We start from the raw sequence: 19,607 nt of genomic DNA, 5'->3' as shown, positions 1-19,607 counted from the left end.
CGGACCCCGCGCACGCACACCCTCACCGTCTGGGAGAATCGGCGACCATGAGCGACCTGAGCGTCACCCCGGACCCCGCCCCCGCGACCTCGGCCCCGGCCGTGGGCGCGCCGGTAGCCGGCGACGTCGCCTCCCGCGTACCCGACAAGGTCAGCCTCGACGGGCTCGAGGAGCGCTGGGACGCCGCCTGGTCGGCCCAGGGCACCTACTCCTTCGACCGCACCGCGACGCGCGAGCAGGTCTACTCGATCGACACCCCTCCGCCCACCGTCTCCGGCTCGCTGCACGTGGGGCACGTGTTCTCCTACACCCACACCGACGTCGTCGCCCGGTTCCAGCGCATGCGCGGGCGTGAGGTGTTCTACCCCATGGGCTGGGACGACAACGGGCTGCCCACCGAGCGGCGCGTGCAGAACTACTACGGCGTGCGGTGCGACCCGACGCTGCCCTACGCCTACGCCTTCACCCCGCCGCACGAGGGTGGCGAGGGCAAGAGCATCAAGGCCGCCGACCAGGTGCCGATCTCGCGCCGCAACTTCGTCGACCTGTGCGAGCGGCTCACCGTCGAGGACGAGGTCCAGTTCGAGGCGCTGTGGCGCCGCCTCGGCCTCTCGGTCGACTGGTCGCACCACTACCAGACCATCGACGCCCGCTCCCGCGCGGTCGCCCAGAAGGCGTTCCTGCGCAACCTCGCGCGCGGCGAGGCCTACCAGGCCGAGGCGCCGGGCCTGTGGGACGTCACCTTCCAGACCGCCGTCGCGCAGGCAGAGCTCGAGGCCCGCGACTACCCCGGCCACTTCCACCGCATCGCGTTCCACCGGAGCGGCGAGGGTGCCGAAGCGGGCACCCCGATCTACATCGAGACCACGCGGCCGGAGCTCATCCCCGCCGTCGTCGCGCTCATCGCCCACCCGGACGACGAGCGCTACGCCCACCTGTTCGGCACCACGGTCACCGACCCCCTGTTCGGCATCGAGATCCCCGTGCTCGCCCACCCCGCGGCCGAGCCCGACAAGGGCGCAGGCATCGCCATGTGCTGCACCTTCGGCGACCTCACCGACGTCCAGTGGTGGCGCGAGCTGCAGCTCGCCACGCACTCGGTGATCAGCCGCGACGGCCGCCTGCTGCGCGAGGTCCCGGAGTGGATCACCGACGAGGCCGGCCGTGCGCTGTTCGCCGAGCTCGCGGGCAGGACGACGTTCTCCGCCCGCACCGCCGTCGTCGACGCCCTGCGCGCGTCGGGCGACCTGGACGGCGAGCCGACGCCCACCCAGCGCATGGCGAACTTCTTCGAGAAGGGCGACAAGCCGCTCGAGATCGTCACGTCGCGCCAGTGGTACATCCGCAACGGTGGGCGCTCCGACGGCCGCGGCGCCGGGCTGCGCGAGGAGCTCCTGGCGCGCGGCACGGAGCTCGCCTTCCACCCCGACTTCATGCGCGTGCGCTACGAGAACTGGGTCGGGGGTCTCAACGGCGACTGGCTCATCTCGCGCCAGCGCTTCTTCGGCGTCTCCATCCCGCTGTGGTACCCGCTCGACGCCGAGGGCGAGGTCGTCTTCGACCACCCCCTGACGCCCGACGAGGTCACCCTGCCGATCGACCCGTCGAGCGACGTCCCGGCCGGGTACACGGCGGACCAGCGCGGCGTCCCCGGCGGGTTCGTCGGCGAGGCGGACGTCATGGACACCTGGGCGACCAGCTCGCTCACCCCGCAGATCGCGGGCGGCTGGGGCTGGGACGACGACCTCTTCGCGCGCGTCTTCCCCATGGACCTGCGCCCCCAGGGCCAGGACATCATCCGCACCTGGCTGTTCTCCACCGTCGTCCGCTCCCACCTCGAGCACGGCTCGCTGCCCTGGGCGCACGCGGCGATCAGCGGTTGGATCCTCGACCCGGACCGCAAGAAGATGTCGAAGTCCAAGGGCAACGTCGTCACCCCCATGGGGCTGCTCGAGGAGCACGGCTCGGACGCCGTGCGCTACTGGGCCGCCTCGGCGCGGCTCGGCACGGACGCGGCGTTCGAGGTCGGCCAGATGAAGATCGGCCGACGCCTGGCGATCAAGGTGCTCAACGCGAGCAAGTTCGCGCTCGGCTTCGGCACCGTCGAGGCCGCCGACCCGGCCCTGGTCACCGAGCCGCTGGACCGCGCCATGCTCGCCGGCCTGGCCGACGTCGTCGACGCCGCCACCGCTGCGCTCGAGGCCTACGACCACACCAAGGCCCTGGAGGTCACCGAGACCTTCTTCTGGACCTTCTGCGACGACTACCTCGAGCTCGTCAAGGACCGCGCCTACGGTGCGGGCGCTGCGGAGGGCGCGGAGCCGAGCGAGGCCACGCTGTCCGCCCGGGCCTCGCTCGCGCTGGCCCTGGACACCCTGCTGCGGCTGCTCGCGCCGGTCATCCCGTTCGCCACCGAGGAGGTCTGGTCGTGGTGGAAGGAGGGCTCGGTCCACCGCGCGCCGTGGCCCACGGCAGCCCCGCTGCGAGCCGCCGCCGGCGACGCCGACCCGACCACCCTGCTGGCGGCCGGCCGCGCCCTGGCGGCGCTGCGCAAGGTCAAGTCCGAGGCCAAGGTCTCGATGCGGATCCGCATCGTTGCCGGCGAGCTCGTCGTGCCCGGCGCCCACCTGGCGCTCGTCGCGGCGGCGCTCGGCGACGTGCTCGCAGCGGGCCGCGCGGACGTCGCGCTCGTCGGTGAGGACGTCGAGGGCGCGGTCGTGAGGGCCGCGGAGCTCGAGGTGCCGCAGGCCTGACCTGAGGGGACCTTGGTCCGCGCACCGCCCCTACCTGCATACCTATCTTTGCTTCTGTATATTCTTCCAGTGCCCCGCAGTACCGTGAGAGGACCGCCATGCACGCCCGGAACTTCGCCCTCCCCCTGGTCGCCGTCGCGGCCCTCGCCCTCGCGGGCTGCAGCTCGACCGCGACCGACGACGACGCCGCCACCGACGGCGCCCCGACGTTCATCACGGAGGGCACGCTGACGGTCTGCACCAACCCGCCGTACGAGCCGTTCGAGTTCGAGATGGACGGCGAGGTCGTCGGGCTCGACATCTCGATCGTCCAGGAGATCGCGGACGACCTGGGCGTCGAGCTCGCCACCATCATCACCCCGTTCGAGGGCATCCAGTCGGGTGCGGACCTCGACTCCGGCAACTGCGACCTCGTCGCCTCGGGCATCACCATCACCGAGGAGCGCGAGGGCAAGATGGACTTCTCCGACCCGTACTTCGACGCCGACCAGGGCCTGCTCGTGCCCGCCGGCTCCGTGCTGGACTCCCTCGAGGCCCTCGAGGGGCTCAAGATCGGCGTCCAGGCCGCCACCACGGGCGAGACGTGGGCCACCGACAACGGCCTGACCCCGGTCCAGTTCGAGGACCTCGGGCTGCAGATCGAGGCGCTCAAGGCCGGCCAGGTCGACGCGATCATCAACGACATCGCGGTGCTCGGGCCGTTCGTCGACGACACCCTCGAGGTGGGCACGACGTTCCCGACCGGCGAGCAGTACGGCTTCGGCGTCAAGACCGGCAACACCGCCCTGCTCGATGCGGTGAACGCCACGCTGGCCCGGATCCAGGCTGACGGCACCTACGCCGACATCTACCTCGAGTTCATCGGCACCGCCCCGGCCGAGGGCTGATGGTCGCCGCTTCGTCCGACGCCCGGCCCGCACGCGCGGGCCGGGCTCGGATGAGCCCGCGCCGCCGCGCGCAGCTGTCCCGGCGTGTGCAGTACGCGGTGCTGGCGCTCCTGGCCGTCGTCGGGCTGGTCGCGACGGACTGGGCCCGGATCGGCGACACCTTCTTCAACGCCGACTCGCTGGCCGCGATCCTGCCGGCGCTGCCGCGCGCGGCGCTCAACACGATCGTCTACACGCTGGCGGCCTTCAGCGTGGGCCTCGCGCTCGGCCTGGTGCTGGCCCTCATGCGCCTCTCGTCTGTGCGCGTCTACCGCGTCATCGCGACGGGGTACATCGAGTTCTTCCGCGGCATCCCGGCCCTGCTCGTCGTCTTCGCCTTCGGCTACGCGATCCCCGCGGCCTTCGAGGTCCGCTTCGACTCCATCACGCTGCAGATCGGCCTGGCGCTCGGTGTGGTCTCCGCCGCCTACATCGCCGAGACCCTGCGCGCCGGCATCCAGGCGGTCCCCAAGGGACAGGTCGAGGCGGCGCGCTCGCTGGGCATGTCCTCCGGGGCCACGCTCGTGCACGTGGTCATCCCGCAGGCGTTCCGGATCGTGCTGCCACCCCTGACCAACGAGATCGTGCTGCTGCTCAAGGACACCTCGCTGGTCTTCGGCTTCGGCCTGGCGATCACCGACTACGAGCTCACCAAGGTGGGCCGCAACGCGCTGAGCGACGCCGACGGGGGCATGACCTCGCTGCTCGCGGTGGGCGTGGTCTACCTGCTCATCACCATCCCGCTGAGCGGCCTGACACGCTGGCTCGAGAAGACCACCGGCTACAAGGGGCACGTGTGAGCACCGCAGGCGACGGCACGGCAGGCACGGGCCCGGCACGCACGAGCCCGGCAGGGCACCCCGCCGCACGGCCGACCACGGAAGGCCAGCCCGCGGGCGCCGCCGTCGTCGAGATCGCCGGGCTGCACAAGTCCTTCGGCGAGCGCGAGGTCCTCAAGGGCATCGACCTCACCGTCGCCCAGGGCGAGGTGGTCTGCGTCATCGGGCCGTCCGGCTCGGGCAAGTCCACCCTGCTGCGCTGCGTCAACCTGCTGGAGCAGCCGACGGCGGGCACCGTCACCGTCCTCGGCACCGAGGTCACCGACCCCGACGTCGACATCGACGCGGTCCGCACGCACGTCGGCATGGTCTTCCAGCAGTTCAACCTCTTCCCGCACCGATCGGTGCTGGACAACTGCACCCTCGCCCAGCGCCAGGTGCTGCGCCGCGGCAAGGCCGAGGCCGAGGCGGTCGCGCGGCGCAACCTCGAGCACGTCGGCCTCGGCGACCGCGCCGACTCGGTGCCCGGCCAGCTCTCCGGCGGGCAGCAGCAGCGCGTCGCCATCGCGCGCGCGCTGAGCATGGACCCGGCACTCATGCTCTTCGACGAGCCGACGTCGGCCCTCGACCCCGAGCTCGTCGGGGACGTGCTGTCGGTCATGCGCGATCTCGCCGAGGCCGGGATGACGATGCTCGTCGTCACGCACGAGATGGCCTTCGCACGCGAGGTCGCGGACCGCGTGGTCTTCATGGACGACGGCGTCGTGGTCGAGCAGGGCCCGCCGGCCCAGGTGATCGGCAACCCGAGCCACGAACGCACGCTGTCCTTCCTCGCGCGGGTGCTGGACCCGACGCACGCGCACGAGGGCTGAGCGCGCACGGAGACCTCCGGTGCCGCTGCTGTGGCCATCCCACCACGTGCAGCGGACCGGAGGTCTCCTCGGCAGGACCCGGTGCGGGACGGCCCCCGCGCCGGATCGGGTCTCTAGGGCTCGATCACCCGTTCACCGACGCCAGGAGGTCGGCGATCTCCTCGACGGTGGTGGCGTCGCGCATCCGCGTCGCCTCGTCCAGGTCCGAGAACACCAGGGCGACCTTCGACAGCATCCCCAGGTGCTCGTCCTCGATCCCGGCGATGCCGATGACCACGTGCACCTGCCCACGGCCGCCCCAGTCGATCGGGTCGGCGTACCGCACCAGCGACATCGCCGAGCGACGGATCGTCGCCTTGGCAGCGTTGGTGCCGTGCGGGATGGCCAGGAAGTTGCCCATGTAGGTGGACATCGTCCGCTCCCGGTCCTCCATCGAGTCGATGTAGGCGGGCTCGACCGCACCGGCGCGGACCAGCAGCTCCCCGGCCTCCCGGATCGCCTCCCCCATGGTCCGCGCCGTCCCGGCCGCGACGATGGACTCCTTCGCGAGGATCTCCGTCACAGCGAGGCACCCTCGGTGCTTCGACGCGCCAGGACCTCGGCGACGACCTCGTCGTAGACGGGGCTGTTCATGAAGTTGTCCACGGTCCGGTGCTCCGCGCTCGGCGCACTGTGGCGCGCCCGGTCCGTCAGCTCGCGCTGCGTGATGACGATCTGCGCCTCGTCCGTCAGGTGCGCGACCGCCTTGTTGACCACCGCGACGTCCTCGATGCCCGCCTTCTTGAGCTTGGACCGCAGGACGCTGGCACCCATCGCGCTCGATCCCATGCCGGCGTCGCACGCGAAGATGATGGTGTGCACCGGGCCGCCCTGCTGGCGGACGCCGTGGGCAGAGCCGGTGGCCAGGGTGCCGAGCACGGAGCTCGCCTTGCCCTTGTTGGCCTCGGTCTGCGCGATCGCGGCGGCGAGGCCGTCCTCGGCAGCGAGGTCACGCTTCCGCGAGAGGCGAAGGAGCACCGCGCTGATGAGGAACGTCGCCGCAGCCGAGAGCAGCACCGACAGGATCACTCCGATGTGGCTCCCGCGCGGGGTCTGCGCGAGCACGGCGAAGATGCTGCCGGGCGCGGCTGGTGCCACGAGGCCGCTGCCGAACACCGCGTTGGTGGCGACCCCGGTCGCTCCGCCGACGATGAGGCCGGTGATGAGGATCGGCTTCATCAGCACGAACGGGAAGTAGACCTCGTGGATGCCGCCGAAGAACTGGATGATGATCGCGCCGGGCGCGGACGCCCGAGCCGTCCCGATCCCGAAGAACATGAACGCCAGCAGCATGCCGAAGCCAGGGCCGGGGTTCGCCTCGACGAGGAACAGCAGCGACTTGCCGGTGTCGATGGCCTGCTGGGTGCCGAGCGGGACGAGCGTGCCGTTGCCGATGGCGTTGTTGAGGAACAGCACCTTGGCGGGCTCGACGATGATGCTCATCAGCGGGAGCAGGTGAGCGTCGGCAAGGGCCTGGACCCCTGCTCCGAGCCAGTCACTGACCTGGGTCACGAGCGGCGCCACACCGAAGAAGGCACCGATGGCCAGGCCCATGCCGAGGATGCCGGCGGCGTACATGTTGACGAGCATCTCGAAGCCCGGCTTGATCTTGCCGTCCCAGATGGCGTCGATCTTCTTCATCAGCCATCCGGCCAGCGGGCCGACGATCATGGCGCCGAGGAACATGGGGATGGTGCTGCCGACGATGACGCCCATGGTCGCGATCGACGCCACCACTCCACCGCGCTCGCCGTAGACCATCCGGCCGCCCTGGTTGGCGATGAGCAACGGCAGCAGGTAGACGATCATCGGGCCGACGAGCCCGAGGTACTGGTGGAACGTCGTGCCGTCATCTGCCAGCGCGAGCGCGGTGGCCGCGCCCTGCCAGCTCCCCGGGAGGTCGGCGTTGCCGAACCCGCCCAGGATCTCGTTGGGCATCCAGCCCACGGCGATGAACAGCGAGGTGATCAGGCCCCAGGCGATGAACGCCGGGAGGTTGGGCATGATCATCCCGGTCAGGAAGGCCCCGAACCGTTGGATGTGCACCTGGGTCTGCTTGGCCCGGGTCGGGGCTGGGGGGGTCGCTGCGACTGCGCTCATGATGCGGGTGTTCCTCTCGACTAGTCGACTCTGACGTCTCGATCGGCGTGTGGGGTAGCCCCCGCCGGGGGTTGGGCGCCCGTGGTGCACGGAGCGGCGCCCGGGGGTGGTGCAGGGAGGTCCGGGCTCAGGGCTCGATGGTCACCTTGATGCCTGAACCGTTCTTGACGACCTCGATGCCCTCGAGCACCTGGTCGAGGGGCAGCCGGTGGGTGATGAGGTCGGCGACCGGCACGCTGCCGTCGGCGATCATCGCGAGGGCCTGCCGGTTGTGCGCGGGGCTGGAGCCGTTCGCGCCCATGATCATCAGCTCCTTGTAGTGCACCACGTTGGAGTCGAGCGCGATGATCGGGTTGTCCTTGGGCAGACCGCCGAAGAAGCTGATCCGGCCACCGGGCGCCACCATCTTCAGCGCCTCCTCCTGGGCGGCACCTGAGGGCGCTGCGGTGATGATGACGTCCGCCCCGCGGCCCTCCGTCGCCGCGAGCACGGCGGCGACGACGTCCGTCTCGGCGCCGCAGATGGCGGCGTCCGGCGTCACGACGGCGGCGGCGAGGTCGAGCCGCTCACGGCTGAGCTCGACGAGGAAGACCCGCTTGGCCCCGCGGGCACGCGCCAGCCGGACGTGCAGGCAGCCGATCGGGCCGGCCCCGACGACGACGACGTCGTCACCGTCGCGCACGTCGACGAGCTCCTGGGCGTTGATGGCGCACGCGAACGGCTCGGCGACCGATGCCTCGGCGAAGTCGATGCCGTCGGGGATCCGGTTGAGGCCGTCGACGGCCAGCACCTCGGCCGGGACGATCATGTACTCGGCGAAGCCGCCGTCGAAGTCGTAGCCCATGGACACCTGGTTGGGGCACGTCGTCATGTGGTCGGCGCGGCAGTCGCGGCACGTCCCGCACGGGATGGCGGCGATCACCTGGACCCGGTCACCGGCGGTCCAGCCCGTGACCTCGGCGCCGACCTCGACGACCTCGCCCGCGATCTCGTGGCCCATGACACGCGGGGGGACGATGCGGAAGTGGCCGAACTTCGAGATCTTGACGTCCGTGCCGCACATCGAGCACGCGCGAACGCGGATCTTCACCTGGTCCGGACCTGCCGTCGGCTCGGGTGCCTCTTCGAGCCTGATGTCCCCGGGCGCGTGGAATCGAGCGACCTTCATGGTTCTCCTTCGGTGGTGAACGACTCCGGGGCGCGTGGCGTCGGACATCGCGCCTCCTCGTCGTGGTCAGGCCGGTGGGGCGCCCTCGTTGGCGCCGCCGTGGCTCGTCGGCACGACACTAGACGGCGTTTGCACCTTTGTCCAGAACCGATGTGCAATGGTGGTGTCGTCGCGTCGGTGGACGCGGCACCGCTCGCCGCGAAAGGATCATCGCGTGACCAGACCGCTGCCCTTCGAGGACCTCGAGCTGCTGGTCACGGTGGCGACGATGTACTACGAGCACGACTCGTCGCAGAAGCAGATCGCCGAGCGCCTGGGCGTCAGCCGCCCCACCGTGAGCCGACTGCTGGAGCGCGCTCGAGAGCGCGGCATCGTGCGCATCGAGATCGTCGCCCCGTACGTCGACCCGGCGCTGCCCGACCGCCTGCGGGAGCGGCTGGGGCTGCGCTCCGTCCACGTCGCCGCCGGCCGCGCCGACGAGGCCGAGCCCGGGCCCATCCTCGCCGAGCCGCTCGGAGCGGCGCTCGACGAGGCGGCGCTCACCGCCGGGGACGTGGTCATCGTCTCCTGGGGTCGCGCCGTGCACAGCGTCAGCCGCACGCTGCACCGCTCGCACCCCGGCGTCGTCGTCGCGCCGGCGATGGGCGGCAACGCCGGGGACCAGCCGTGGTTCCAGCCCAACGAGATCGCGCGCAGCATGGCCGACGCGCTGGGGGCGCAGGCGCGCTACCTGCACGCCCCGGCCCTGATGTCCCACGGGCTGTACGACACCCTGCGCGAGGAGGGCGAGCTGGTCGGGATCAGCGACCTGTGGGACCGCGCCAAGGTCTCGCTCGTCGGCGTCGGGGCCTGGCCCAAGCCCGACGCGAGCTACGCCGCCGCCGGCTTCCCGGTCGACGACCCGGCGCTGACCCGCGCCGTCGGCGACTTCGCCGGGCGCTCGTTCACCATCGACGGCGCGCTCGTGCCCTTCGGCGACGACCGGCAGCTGCTCGGGGTCACCCCCGAGGAGCTCGCGCAGATCCCGCACTCCATCTGCCTCGCCGGCAGCGCGACCAAGGCCAGGGCAGCGATCGGCGCCGCCCGCGCGGGGCTCTACAACGTGCTCGTCACCGACGCGCCCACGGCGCGCGCGATGGACGCCGCCCTGGACGCCGAGGCCGCCGCACCACGCTGAGGTCGGCGGCACCCCGGCGGGCCCCCTGCCGGTGCCGCCTCCCGCCCCACCCCGGCAGTCGGGCAGCGCCTCGGCTGGCGGTAGTGTCGCAACGGCCCGACGCCGGGCCACCGCCCCCAGGAGCAGCCGTGCGCGAGACCACCTCCCCCAGCCTCATCGACGTCGATCCCGCGATGTCCATCCCCGGCCTGCTCGCGGCACGTCTCGAGCGCGCGCCAGACGGCGTCTTCATCGAGCGCAAGACGCACCTCGGCGGCGGGTGGACCCCGGTGACGACCCGGAGCTTCCACGACCATGTCACCGCCGTCGCGCGCGGCATGGTGGCCCGGGGCGTCGCACCAGGCGACCGGGTCTCGATCATGAGCCGCACGCGCTACGAGTGGACCGTCCTGGACTTCGCGATCTGGGCGGCCGGCGCCGTGCCCGTGCCGGTGTACGAGACCTCGTCGGCCGAGCAGATCGTCTGGATCCTGTCCGACGCCGACGTCCGGCTGGCCCTCGTGGAGTCGACGGCCCACGCGGCCGCGACCGCATCGGTGCGCGACCGGCTCCCGGGGCTGGAGGCCGTGCTCGTCATCGACGACGGAGCGCTGGAGACGCTCGTCGCCGACGGCGCCAGGGTCGAGGACGCCGAGGTCGAGCGCCGCAGCGCGTTGGCGGGGATGGCCGACCTCGCCACGATCATCTACACGTCCGGCACCACGGGGAACCCCAAGGGCGTCGAGCTGACCCACGGCAACTTCGTCAGCCTGACCCTCGAGGGCGTCCAGGGGCTGGCCGACGTCGTCGCGAAGCCGTACTCCCGGACGCTGCTCTTCATGCCCCTGGCGCACGTCTTCGCGCGGTTCATCCAGGTGCTGTGCGTGCCGTCCGGCGCGGTCATCGGGCACACGCCCGACACCGCCAACCTCCTGGCGGACCTCGGGACCTTCAAGCCGACCTTCATCCTGGCGGTCCCGCGGGTGTTCGAGAAGGTCTACAACTCCTCCGAGCAGAAGGCCGCCGCGAGCCCGGTCAAGCTCAAGCTCTTCCGCTGGGCGGCCGGCACGGGCATCGCGTGGTCCCGGGCGATGGACCGGCCCGGCGGTCCGAGCCCGGCGCTGCGCGCCCGGCATGCCCTCGCCGACCGCCTCGTGCTGCACAAGATCCGGGCCGCCCTGGGCGGTGCCACCGAGTACGCCGTCTCCGGCGGCGCGCCCCTCGGCGAGCGCCTGGGGCACTTCTACCGGGGGCTGGGCCTGCGCGTGCTCGAGGGCTACGGCCTGACCGAGACCACGGCGCCCACCGCCGTCAACCTGCCGGAGAAGACGAAGATCGGCACCGTCGGCCCGCCGTTCCCCGGGACCTCGGTCCGGATCGCGGACGACGGCGAGATCGAGGTGTCCGGCGCGCACGTGTTCCGGGGCTACCGCGGCGACCCGCAGGCCACCGCAGAGGCGCTGCGCGACGGCTGGTTCCGCACCGGGGACCTCGGCACGCTCGACACGGACGGCATGCTGACGATCACGGGCCGCAAGAAGGAGATCATCGTCACCGCCGGCGGCAAGAACGTCGCGCCGGCCTTCCTGGAGGACCGCCTGCGCGGCCATCCCCTGGTCAGCCAGGTCGTCGTCGTGGGCGACGGCAAGCCCTTCATCGCCGCCCTGGTGACCCTGGACGCCGACATGCTGCCGGGCTGGCTCGCGGGCCACGGCCTGCCGCCGATGGACGTCGCAGCGGCGTCGCGCAGCCATGCGGTGCTGGCCGCGCTCGACCGCGCGGTCGAGCGCGCCAACACGGCGGTCTCCCGGGCCGAGTCGATCCGCAAGGTCCACGTGCTGACGGTCGACTTCAGCGAGGCCAACGGCTACCTGACGCCGTCGCAGAAGGTCAAGCGGTCCGCCGTGTTGCGCGACTTCGCCCCGCAGGTCGAGGCCCTCTACGAGCGCTGACCGCGGCGGCCCGACGTCCGGGGGCGCCGCGGCCGGCCGTCACGCGCGCTTGCGGCGGTGGTTGTCGCCCGTGTAGCTCGGCGCACCCTCGTGCGGCGTCGCCGAGTCGGTCCAGCGGAGCACGGCACCCACCCCGTCGACCAGCGGCGCACTGCCCTCGAGCGCGAACGTCACGCCCGCGTCCTGGGCGACGGCGGCCCGCAGCAGCGCGATGTCCGCACGCTGCTGACGGGCATCGGCATCGGCCACCCCGAGCGCCGCGAGCTCGCTGCGCCGCAGGGCGATCTCCAGGGCGCCGGGACCCACCCAGAGCTCCCGCGCGGCGAGCGGGGCGGGCCGCCCGGCGTCGTCCTCGGCGATGACCAGCTCCGCCACCTGCCCGCGGCGCAGCACCTCGACCACGTGCCCGAGGTCGGTCACGGCACCGTCGTCCCGGCCGAGGCCCTCCCTCAGGCGCGCGACGACGTGCTCGCGGCGCCGCGCACGGTAGGCCTCGACGACCTCGTGCACGTTCGCGGCGAACACGTCCTCCTTGACGCCCTGCGCGCGGGCGCCGCCGGGCACCTCGACGAGCAGCTCTGCCACGGGCCGGCCCACGGCCTCGCGGATGAGCGCGACCGCGCGCACGTCACCCGTGAGCATGACGAGCTCCGGGTGGTGCTCGGCGACCGCGTGGTCGAGCTCGGTCGCCACGGCCTCGGCGTTGCGCTCCCAGGAGTCCTCGACGCGGGCGGCCGTGCGGCGGGACGACCACCAGTCGCCGGACCGGACCTTGTGCACCACGTCGTGCCCGCCCTCGACGTGCTCGGTGCTCGACGCGGCGATCTCGACCCCGGACCACGTGAGGTCGGCGCCCGAGCGGTCGACCTCGACGAGCACGTAGCGCACCGCCTCGTCGGTGGCCTGCGCGGCCGGCATGAGCGACGGCACGCCGTCGTGGAACGCCTCCTCGCGGGCCGGGGCGTCGGCGAGCACGCGGTCGAAGAGGATCTCCTCGCCCGCGGCCACGACGAACCGCCCGTGCGGCCCGGGCACGTGCGTGGGGCGCAGGACGACGTGCGCGATGGCCTCGACGGTGTGGGGCGGGGCCCCCTGCTGCTCGAGCGCTCGACGCAGCCCGTTCCACCGGCTGCGGACCTCGCGGTCACCCGCCTCGTCGGCTCGGGTGACGTCCAGGCAGACCGTGGTGAGCGGGCCGTCGTGGTCGAGCAGCGGCTTGAGCGAGTCCAGCTTCATCGAGCACCTCTCGGGTCGGGTCCGGCCGGCAACGTCGCCGTCCTGCTCCCACCCTTGCCCACCGGGGCGGTCGGCGCCACCCCTTCGGCCGCGGTCAGGCCGACTTCTCCCGAGGTGCCCGCTTCGCCGGCGCGGCCGGCTCACGCGGCACGATCGTCGGGTTGACGTTCTCGAGCACGACGCCCCGGGTGACGACCACGCGCGCGACGTCGTCGCGGCTCGGGACGTCGAACATCACCTGCTGGAGAACCTCCTCGAGGATCGCCCGCAGCCCGCGCGCGCCCGTGCCGCGCAGCAGGGCCTGGTCGGCGATCGCCTCGATCGCGTCGTCGGTGAACTCCAGCTCGACGCCATCGATCTCGAACATCCGCTGGTACTGCTTGACCAGGGCGTTGCGGGGCTCGGTGAGGATCCGCACCAGCGCGGACTGGTCCAGCGGGGAGACGGTCGTGATGACCGGCACACGCCCGATGAACTCCGGGATGAGGCCGAACTTCAGCAGGTCCTCCGGCATGACCTCGCCGAAGACGTCGGTGTCGTCCGCCGAGTGCAGCGGCGCGCCGAAGCCGATGCCGCGCCGGCCGGCGCGCGACGTGATGATCTCGTCCAGCCCCGCGAAGGCGCCGGCGACGATGAACAGCACGTTGGTCGTGTCGATCTGGATGAACTCCTGGTGCGGGTGCTTGCGGCCGCCCTGGGGGGGCACGGAGGCCGTGGTGCCCTCGAGGATCTTCAGCAGGGCCTGCTGGACGCCCTCGCCGGAGACGTCGCGCGTGATCGACGGGTTCTCGGACTTGCGGGCGATCTTGTCGACCTCGTCGATGTAGATGATGCCCGTCTCGGCCTTCTTGACGTCGTAGTCGGCCGCCTGGATGAGCTTGAGGAGGATGTTCTCGACGTCCTCGCCGACGTAGCCCGCCTCGGTGAGCGCGGTCGCGTCGGCGATGGCGAACGGCACGTTGAGCATCTTCGCCAGGGTCTGGGCGAGGTACGTCTTGCCGCAGCCCGTGGGGCCGATGAGCAGGATGTTCGACTTGGCGAGCTCGACCTGGTCGGCGTGCGCCCCGGCCCGGCTCAGCTCACCGGCCTGGATGCGCTTGTAGTGGTTGTAGACCGCCACCGCGAGCGAGCGCTTGGCCGGCTCCTGGCCGACGATGTACTGCTCGAGGAAGTCGAAGATCTCGCGCGGCTTGGGGAGCTCGACCATGCCCACCTCGGTGGCCTCGGCGAGCTCCTCCTCGATGATCTCGTTGCACAGCTCGATGCACTCGTCGCAGATGTAGACGCCCGGGCCGGCGATGAGCTTCTTGACCTGCTTCTGGCTCTTGCCGCAGAAGGAGCACTTCAGCAGGTCCGCGCCGTCACCGATGCGTGCCACGTCGGCCTCCTCCCTGGGCGGCACCGTTCCGGTGCCCGTCCACCCGTCCATTGCACACCACGCGGGGCGCGCTGTCAGCCGGACGGGGTCCGCCCGGCGTGTCCTGACCGTGCCGGGGCGCTCAGGCGCCCGCGACCGGGGCCTTGCGACTCGCCAGCACCTGGTCGACCAGGCCGTAGTCCAGCGCCTGCTGCGCCGAGAGGATCTTGTCCCGCTCGATGTCCAGGCGGACCTGGGCCTCCTCGCGGCCGGTGTGCTTGGCGATCGTCGCCTCGAGCCACTCGCGCATGCGGATGAGCTCGTTGGCGTGGATCTCGATGTCGGACGCCTGCGCGTAGCCGCCACCCTCCATCGCCGGCTGGTGGATGAGCACCCTGGCGTTCGGCAGCGCGAGTCGCTTGCCGGGCGTGCCGGCCGCCAGGAGCACGGCGGCGGCCGAGGCCGCCTGGCCCAGGCAGACGGTCTGGATCTGCGGCTTGATGTACTGCATCGTGTCGTAGATCGCCGTCATCGCCGTGAACGAGCCGCCGGGCGAGTTGATGTACAGGATGATGTCGCGGTCCGGGTCCTGGCTCTCCAGGACCAGCAGCTGCGCCATGACGTCGTCGGCCGAGGCGTCGTCCACCTGCACGCCGAGGAAGATGATGCGGTCCTCGAAGAGCTTGGTGTACGGGTCCTGGCGCTTGAAGCCGTAGGCCGTGCGCTCCTCGAACTGGGGCAGCACGTAGCGCGACGACGGCGCGCCGTGCGGCAGCGCTGGGCTGCCGAGGCCCGCCCAGCCGCCGGCGAGGGCCGCGGCGCGGGAGGTGTACTGGTGCTCGGTGCTCACGGGTTCTCCTGGGAGGTGGAAGGAGTGGGGGCGGTCGGCCGGCTCAGGCGCCGGCGGTGCCGCCGCCGCCGCTGACCGAGCCGGCGTGGGTGACGACGTGGTCGATGAAGCCGTACTCCAGGGCCTCGGGCGCCGTGAACCAGCGGTCGCGGTCGGAGTCGGCGTTGATCTGCTCGACGCTCTTGCCCGTCTGCTCGGCGATGAGCTCGGCGAGCACGCGCTTCATGTGCAGGATGAGCTCGGCGTTGATGCGCACGTCCGTCGCGGTGCCGCCGATGCCGCCCGAGGGCTGGTGCATCATGACGCGGGCGTGCGGGGTGGCGTAGCGCTTGCCCTTGGCGCCGGACGAGAGCAGGAACTGCCCCATCGAGGCCGCCATGCCCATCGCGACCGTGGCGACGTCGGGCTGGATGTACTGCATGGTGTCGTAGATCGCCATGCCGGCCGTGATCGAGCCGCCGGGGGAGTTGATGTAGAGGTAGATGTCCTTGTCCGGGTCCTCCGCCGCGAGGAGCATCATCTGCCCGCAGATCGCGTTGGCGTTCTCGTCGCGGACCTCCGAGCCGAGCCAGATGATCCGCTCGCGCAGCAGCCGGTTGTAGATGTGGTCGTTGAGGCCCATCGAGGGGCCCTCCCCCCGCGCGTCGCGCGGCGTGGCTGCCTGGATCATCTCGTTCACGGCTCTCCTCGTCCTGCTCGGCCCCACCGGGGCCTGCACCATGTGTTGCGACCCTAACGCGGGCCCCCGCCCCCGGGAGTCCCGACCCGGGCCTGTTTCGCTGTCGGCGCACGACGGCGCCGGACGGCACGAGGGCCCCGCACCGGCGGGTGCGGGGCCCTCGTGCCTGACGGCGTGGGACGGGCGGCTCAGGCCTTCTCGTCCTCGACGACCTCGACCTCGACCTCGACGGTCTCCGTCTCGACGACCACGGTCTCGACGTCCGCGGTCTCGTCTGCTGCGACCACGTCGGTCAGGTCGTCCGCGGCGTCGTCCTCGTCCGAGCCGATGAACTCCGTCAGGTCGACCGTGGCGCCGGAGGCGTCGACGACGGCGACCTGGCGCAGCGCCATGGCGACGGCCTTGGAGCGGCCGACCTCGGCGATCATCGCGGGGATCTGGCCCTGCTCGTCGATCGTCTTGACGAACGTGTTGGGGTCCATGCCGTACTGGCGCGAGGCGTTGACGAGGTAGTCGAGGAGCTCGTTCTGGGCGACCTTGACCTCGAGCCGCTCGGCGAGCGTGTCGAGCAGGATCTGCGTGGCCAGGGCCTCGCGGGCCTCCTCGCCGACCTCGGCGCGGTGCGCCTCGTCCTCCAGTCGCCCCTCGCCCTCGAGGTGACGGTGCACCTCGGCCTCGACGACGCCGGACGGGACGGGGATCTCGACGGCCTCGCGCAGCGTGGTGAGGAGCAGGTCACGGGCCTGGACGGCCTGGTTGGAGACCTTGATCTTGGCTGCCTGCTCGCGCAGGTCGTCACGCAGCTCGGCGAGCGTGTCGAACTCGCTGGCCAGCTGCGCGAACTCGTCGTCGGCCGTGGGCAGCTCGCGCGTCTTGACGGAGGTCGCGGTGACGCGCACCTGCGCGGCCTGGCCGGCGTGCTCGCCACCGGCGAGCTCCGTCTCGAACGTCGTGGACTCCCCGGCCGACAGGCCCGTGAGCGCCTCGTCGAGGCCCTCGAGCATGTTGCCCGCGCCGATCTGGTAGGAGATCCCGCTGACCGAGTCGACCTCCTCCTCGCCGACGGTGGCGGTGAGGTCCAGCACGACGAAGTCGGTCTCGACGGCCGGGCGGTCCACGCCGACCAGCGTGCCGAAGCGCTCGCGCAGTGCGTCGAGGCGGCCGTCGACGTCCTCGTCCGCGACCTCGACGTCGTCGACCGTGAGGGTCAGGGTCGACAGCTCCGGCAGGGTGATCGTCGGACGGACCTCGACCTGCGCGGTGAAGGTGAGGCCGCCGGCCGGGTCGGTGAGCGCAGCCACCTCGGTGACCTCGATGTCCGGCTGGCCCAGAGGTCGCAGGTCGGCCTCGTTGACCGCCTGGCGGTAGAACGCCGCCATGCCGTCGTTGACGGCGTGCTCGATGACGGCCGCGCGGCCGACCCGCTGGTCGATGATCCGGGTGGGGATCTTGCCCTTGCGGAAGCCGGGGACCTGCACCTGGGAACCGATGTGCTGGTACGCGTGGTCGATGCTCGGCTTCAGCTCCTCGGGGCTCACCTCGACGGTCAGCTTGACCGTGGTGGCATCCAGGGTCTCGACGGCGCTCTTCACAGCAGTGGTCTCCAACGTGTCGGACCGCCCCGGGACGACCGGTGGCGGGCGGCGGGGGGTGAGCCCCGGCAGGTCAGGGGTGCGCGCGGACACGCGCACGGCCCGTCGATCCTACGGCACGGCGGCGGGCGGGCTGATCGGGGTCGGCAGGTCCGCACGCGCCGGACCGCGCGACTCCGGGCAGCAGCGGGACGGCGGGGCGCGGTGGCCGGTGCCGTGGGCGACGGGGTCGGGATGGCGGGATTCGAACCCACGACCTTCCGCTCCCAAAGCGGACGCGCTACCAACCTGCGCCACATCCCGTGCTGAGGGCGAGCGTAGTGCCGCCGGGCCACCCCGGTGCGACGCGTGGGCACTCTGCCCGATACCCTGTCCCCGGCCACACCGGACCTCGTCCGGGGCCGCGCGGGTGTAGCTCAATGGTAGAGCCCCAGTCTTCCAAACTGGCTACGGGAGTTCGATTCTCCTCACCCGCTCCAACGTTTCCGCAGGTCAGAGGCTTGCGGAGGCCATGTCAGACGTCAGTGGGAACCTCTTCGCAGGCCGGTCGTGCCATAACGTGCCATAAGCCGAAGCCCCGGAGACTCCCCATGAGCGACCAACGGACCCGTCATCGCCGCCCCAGCGGCGCCATCCGCAAGCTCCCCTCCGGGCGCTGGCAGGCCCGGTACACCGGGCCGGACGGCGCGCTGCGCCCCCTGGGCACCTACGCCACGAAGGTCGAGGCCGACCAGTCGCTGGCCCACGAGGTCTCCCGCATGGCTCGGGGGCTGTGGCGTGACCCTCGGCTCGGCGAGGCGCCGCTCGGCCAGTGGTTCCGAGAGTGGATCGAGACGCGCGGCGACATCGCGGAGAGCACCCGCGGGCTCTACCGCCAGGTGCTCGACACCTGGATCGACGCCGAGCTTCCAGCCCTGACGGGGCAGCGTGGTCGAGTGATCCACCTGGGCGGCCAGACCCTCGCCTCGGTGACCCCGGCCGACGTCCGCGAGTGGGATCGCACCGTGCTGGCCGAGTCCACGCGCCGCGTCACCGAGCGGTGGCACGCGTCGGCGACCAGCCCCACGCGCGTCAACGCCGCGATCCGCACCTGGGCGGCCGAGGCCGGCACCCCCTTGTCCCCGACGGGCCGGATCCCGGACGCGGTCAAGGAGGCGTGGCTCATCGCCACCGGCGGGGCGATGTCGCCCGCGAGTCCGCTGCGCCGCAACGCGGGCCACACCGCCTCGTCCCAGGCGTACCGCCTGCTGCACGCTGGTATGGCCCAGGCGGTCGAGGACGGCGCGATTGTCACCAGTCCGTGCGCCATCAAGGGCGCCAGCCAACGCGACGCGAAGGACCGCGCCGAACGCCGACCGATCGGGCCGGACGACCTCTGGGCGTTGGCGGCCGCCATGCCGGCGCGGTACGGCGCAGCCGTCGTGATCGCGTTCTGCAGCGGCCTGCGGGCGGGTGAGCTGTTCGCCCTGCAGCGCAAGCACGTGGACCTCGCGGCGGGAACCGTGCGCGTGGAGCAGTCCCTCGCCCGGCCGGGGACGAGCGCGGACTGGTTCTCCTCGCCCAAGACGAGGGCGGGTCGGCGCACGGTCGTGCTGCCGGCCACCGCCGTGAGGGCGCTCGAAGAGCACCTGGACCGGTTCGCCGGACCGGGCCGTGACGCGCTCGTCTTCGGGACGACGAAGGGCACACCCCTGTCCACCGCCAGCCGCACCACCATGTTCGCCCGCGCACGGCGCGCCATCGGGCGCGACGACCTCACCTGGCACGACCAGCGCCACTCCGCCATGACCATCGTCGCCGGCACCGGAGCGACGCTGCCAGAGCTCATGCAGCGAGCCGGCCACGCAAGCGCCCGAGCCGCCCTGCACTACCAGCACGCCGCGGACGACTCGCAACGTAGGGTCGCCGAGCGGCTGGACCGGGTGCTGAGCGACGGCCGACCCTGAGGATCGGTCAATGACCGTTGGCCGGCGGCGTCAGCACCCTCCAACGGGATTCTGCAGGTTCCGAACGCGCGGACGCTAGTGATCCGGTCTGCGCATGGTCCTCGGTGAGGCCCCAGCGGTCTCGTTCGCGACGACGGAGGTGGTGTGCAAGGGCGAGGTCGTGCTAGCCCGGAGATTTCACGGGCGGAGCGTGCCGCGGACG

The 19,607-nt window shown here is 71.9% G+C and carries 15 protein-coding genes and 2 tRNA genes; 8 read left to right on the top strand and 9 right to left on the bottom strand.

Annotated features, from left to right (window positions below):
• Positions 1-47: 47 nt before the first annotated feature.
• The 4 genes from valS (at position 48) to PKY62_RS07255 (ending at position 5,330) form a co-directional block, all read left to right on the top strand.
• Entirely contained in the window at positions 48-2,753 is a 2,706-nt protein-coding gene (gene valS, locus PKY62_RS07270) for a valine--tRNA ligase (protein ID WP_324536040.1), read from the top strand.
• Positions 2,754-2,851: 98 nt separating this feature from the next.
• Positions 2,852-3,640: a transporter substrate-binding domain-containing protein gene (locus tag PKY62_RS07265; protein ID WP_324536039.1), complete on the top strand. Its 789-nt coding sequence runs from the start codon at positions 2,852-2,854 to the stop codon at positions 3,638-3,640.
• A gap of 50 nt (positions 3,641-3,690) precedes the next feature.
• Positions 3,691-4,479, top strand: a complete 789-nt coding sequence (locus PKY62_RS07260) for an amino acid ABC transporter permease (protein ID WP_324536038.1) — start codon at positions 3,691-3,693, stop codon at positions 4,477-4,479.
• 113 nt (positions 4,480-4,592) lie between these two features.
• The gene (locus PKY62_RS07255) at positions 4,593-5,330 is read left to right on the top strand and encodes an amino acid ABC transporter ATP-binding protein (RefSeq protein ID WP_324536042.1); all 738 of its coding nucleotides are present in this window, start codon (positions 4,593-4,595) and stop codon (positions 5,328-5,330) included.
• Positions 5,331-5,454: 124 nt separating this feature from the next.
• On the opposite strand, the gene PKY62_RS07250 is transcribed toward PKY62_RS07255, so the two are convergent.
• The 3 genes from PKY62_RS07250 to PKY62_RS07240 form a co-directional block, all read right to left on the bottom strand.
• Positions 5,455-5,892, bottom strand: coding sequence for a PTS mannitol transporter subunit IIA (locus PKY62_RS07250; RefSeq protein WP_324536037.1), 438 nt, complete (start codon positions 5,890-5,892; stop codon positions 5,455-5,457).
• Complete coding sequence (locus PKY62_RS07245; RefSeq protein WP_324536036.1) at positions 5,889-7,469, bottom strand: PTS mannitol transporter subunit IIBC; 1,581 nt, start codon at positions 7,467-7,469, stop codon at positions 5,889-5,891. Before PKY62_RS07245 ends, PKY62_RS07250 begins: the two co-directional genes overlap by 4 nt.
• A gap of 127 nt (positions 7,470-7,596) precedes the next feature.
• The gene (locus PKY62_RS07240) at positions 7,597-8,637 is read right to left on the bottom strand and encodes a zinc-dependent dehydrogenase (RefSeq protein WP_324536035.1); all 1,041 of its coding nucleotides are present in this window, start codon (positions 8,635-8,637) and stop codon (positions 7,597-7,599) included.
• A gap of 214 nt (positions 8,638-8,851) precedes the next feature.
• Here PKY62_RS07240 and PKY62_RS07235 point away from each other — a divergent pair, with 214 nt between their 5' ends.
• Positions 8,852-9,814: a sugar-binding transcriptional regulator gene (locus PKY62_RS07235; protein ID WP_324536034.1), complete on the top strand. Its 963-nt coding sequence runs from the start codon at positions 8,852-8,854 to the stop codon at positions 9,812-9,814.
• Positions 9,815-9,942: 128 nt separating this feature from the next.
• The gene (locus PKY62_RS07230; protein ID WP_324536033.1) at positions 9,943-11,745 is read left to right on the top strand and encodes an AMP-dependent synthetase/ligase; all 1,803 of its coding nucleotides are present in this window, start codon (positions 9,943-9,945) and stop codon (positions 11,743-11,745) included.
• A 39-nt stretch (positions 11,746-11,784) separates the two neighbouring features.
• Here PKY62_RS07230 and PKY62_RS07225 read toward each other — a convergent pair whose 3' ends face one another.
• The 6 genes from PKY62_RS07225 to PKY62_RS07200 all read right to left on the bottom strand — a co-directional run bounded on the left by PKY62_RS07225 (position 11,785) and on the right by PKY62_RS07200 (position 17,762).
• A complete protein-coding gene (locus PKY62_RS07225) occupies positions 11,785-12,981 on the bottom strand; it encodes a baeRF2 domain-containing protein (protein WP_324536032.1) in 1,197 nt (398 codons plus the stop codon).
• A gap of 94 nt (positions 12,982-13,075) precedes the next feature.
• A complete protein-coding gene (gene clpX, locus PKY62_RS07220) occupies positions 13,076-14,359 on the bottom strand; it encodes an ATP-dependent Clp protease ATP-binding subunit ClpX (protein WP_324536031.1) in 1,284 nt (427 codons plus the stop codon).
• A gap of 121 nt (positions 14,360-14,480) precedes the next feature.
• Entirely contained in the window at positions 14,481-15,188 is a 708-nt protein-coding gene (locus PKY62_RS07215) for an ATP-dependent Clp protease proteolytic subunit (protein WP_324536030.1), read from the bottom strand.
• Positions 15,189-15,231: 43 nt separating this feature from the next.
• The gene (locus PKY62_RS07210; protein ID WP_324536041.1) at positions 15,232-15,858 is read right to left on the bottom strand and encodes an ATP-dependent Clp protease proteolytic subunit; all 627 of its coding nucleotides are present in this window, start codon (positions 15,856-15,858) and stop codon (positions 15,232-15,234) included.
• A 197-nt stretch (positions 15,859-16,055) separates the two neighbouring features.
• Positions 16,056-17,459 (bottom strand): trigger factor, encoded by a 1,404-nt coding sequence (gene tig / locus PKY62_RS07205; protein WP_324536029.1) that lies wholly within the window; start codon positions 17,457-17,459, stop codon positions 16,056-16,058.
• Between the two features lie 229 nt (positions 17,460-17,688).
• Positions 17,689-17,762, bottom strand: a tRNA-Pro gene (locus PKY62_RS07200).
• 102 nt (positions 17,763-17,864) lie between these two features.
• Between PKY62_RS07200 and PKY62_RS07195 the strand changes: the two genes are divergently transcribed.
• Together PKY62_RS07195 and PKY62_RS07190 are read left to right on the top strand one after the other, a co-directional pair.
• Positions 17,865-17,938: transfer RNA gene (locus PKY62_RS07195), tRNA-Gly, on the top strand.
• Between the two features lie 111 nt (positions 17,939-18,049).
• A complete protein-coding gene (locus PKY62_RS07190) occupies positions 18,050-19,405 on the top strand; it encodes a site-specific integrase (protein ID WP_324536028.1) in 1,356 nt (451 codons plus the stop codon).
• The last annotated feature ends 202 nt before the right edge of the window (positions 19,406-19,607 follow it).

The sequence above is a fragment of the Actinotalea sp. genome, assembly GCF_035443605.1.
Lineage (GTDB): Bacteria > Actinomycetota > Actinomycetes > Actinomycetales > Cellulomonadaceae > Actinotalea.
Note: the sequence above shows the minus strand (reverse complement) of the source record. Positions and strands in the feature narration are given on the sequence as shown.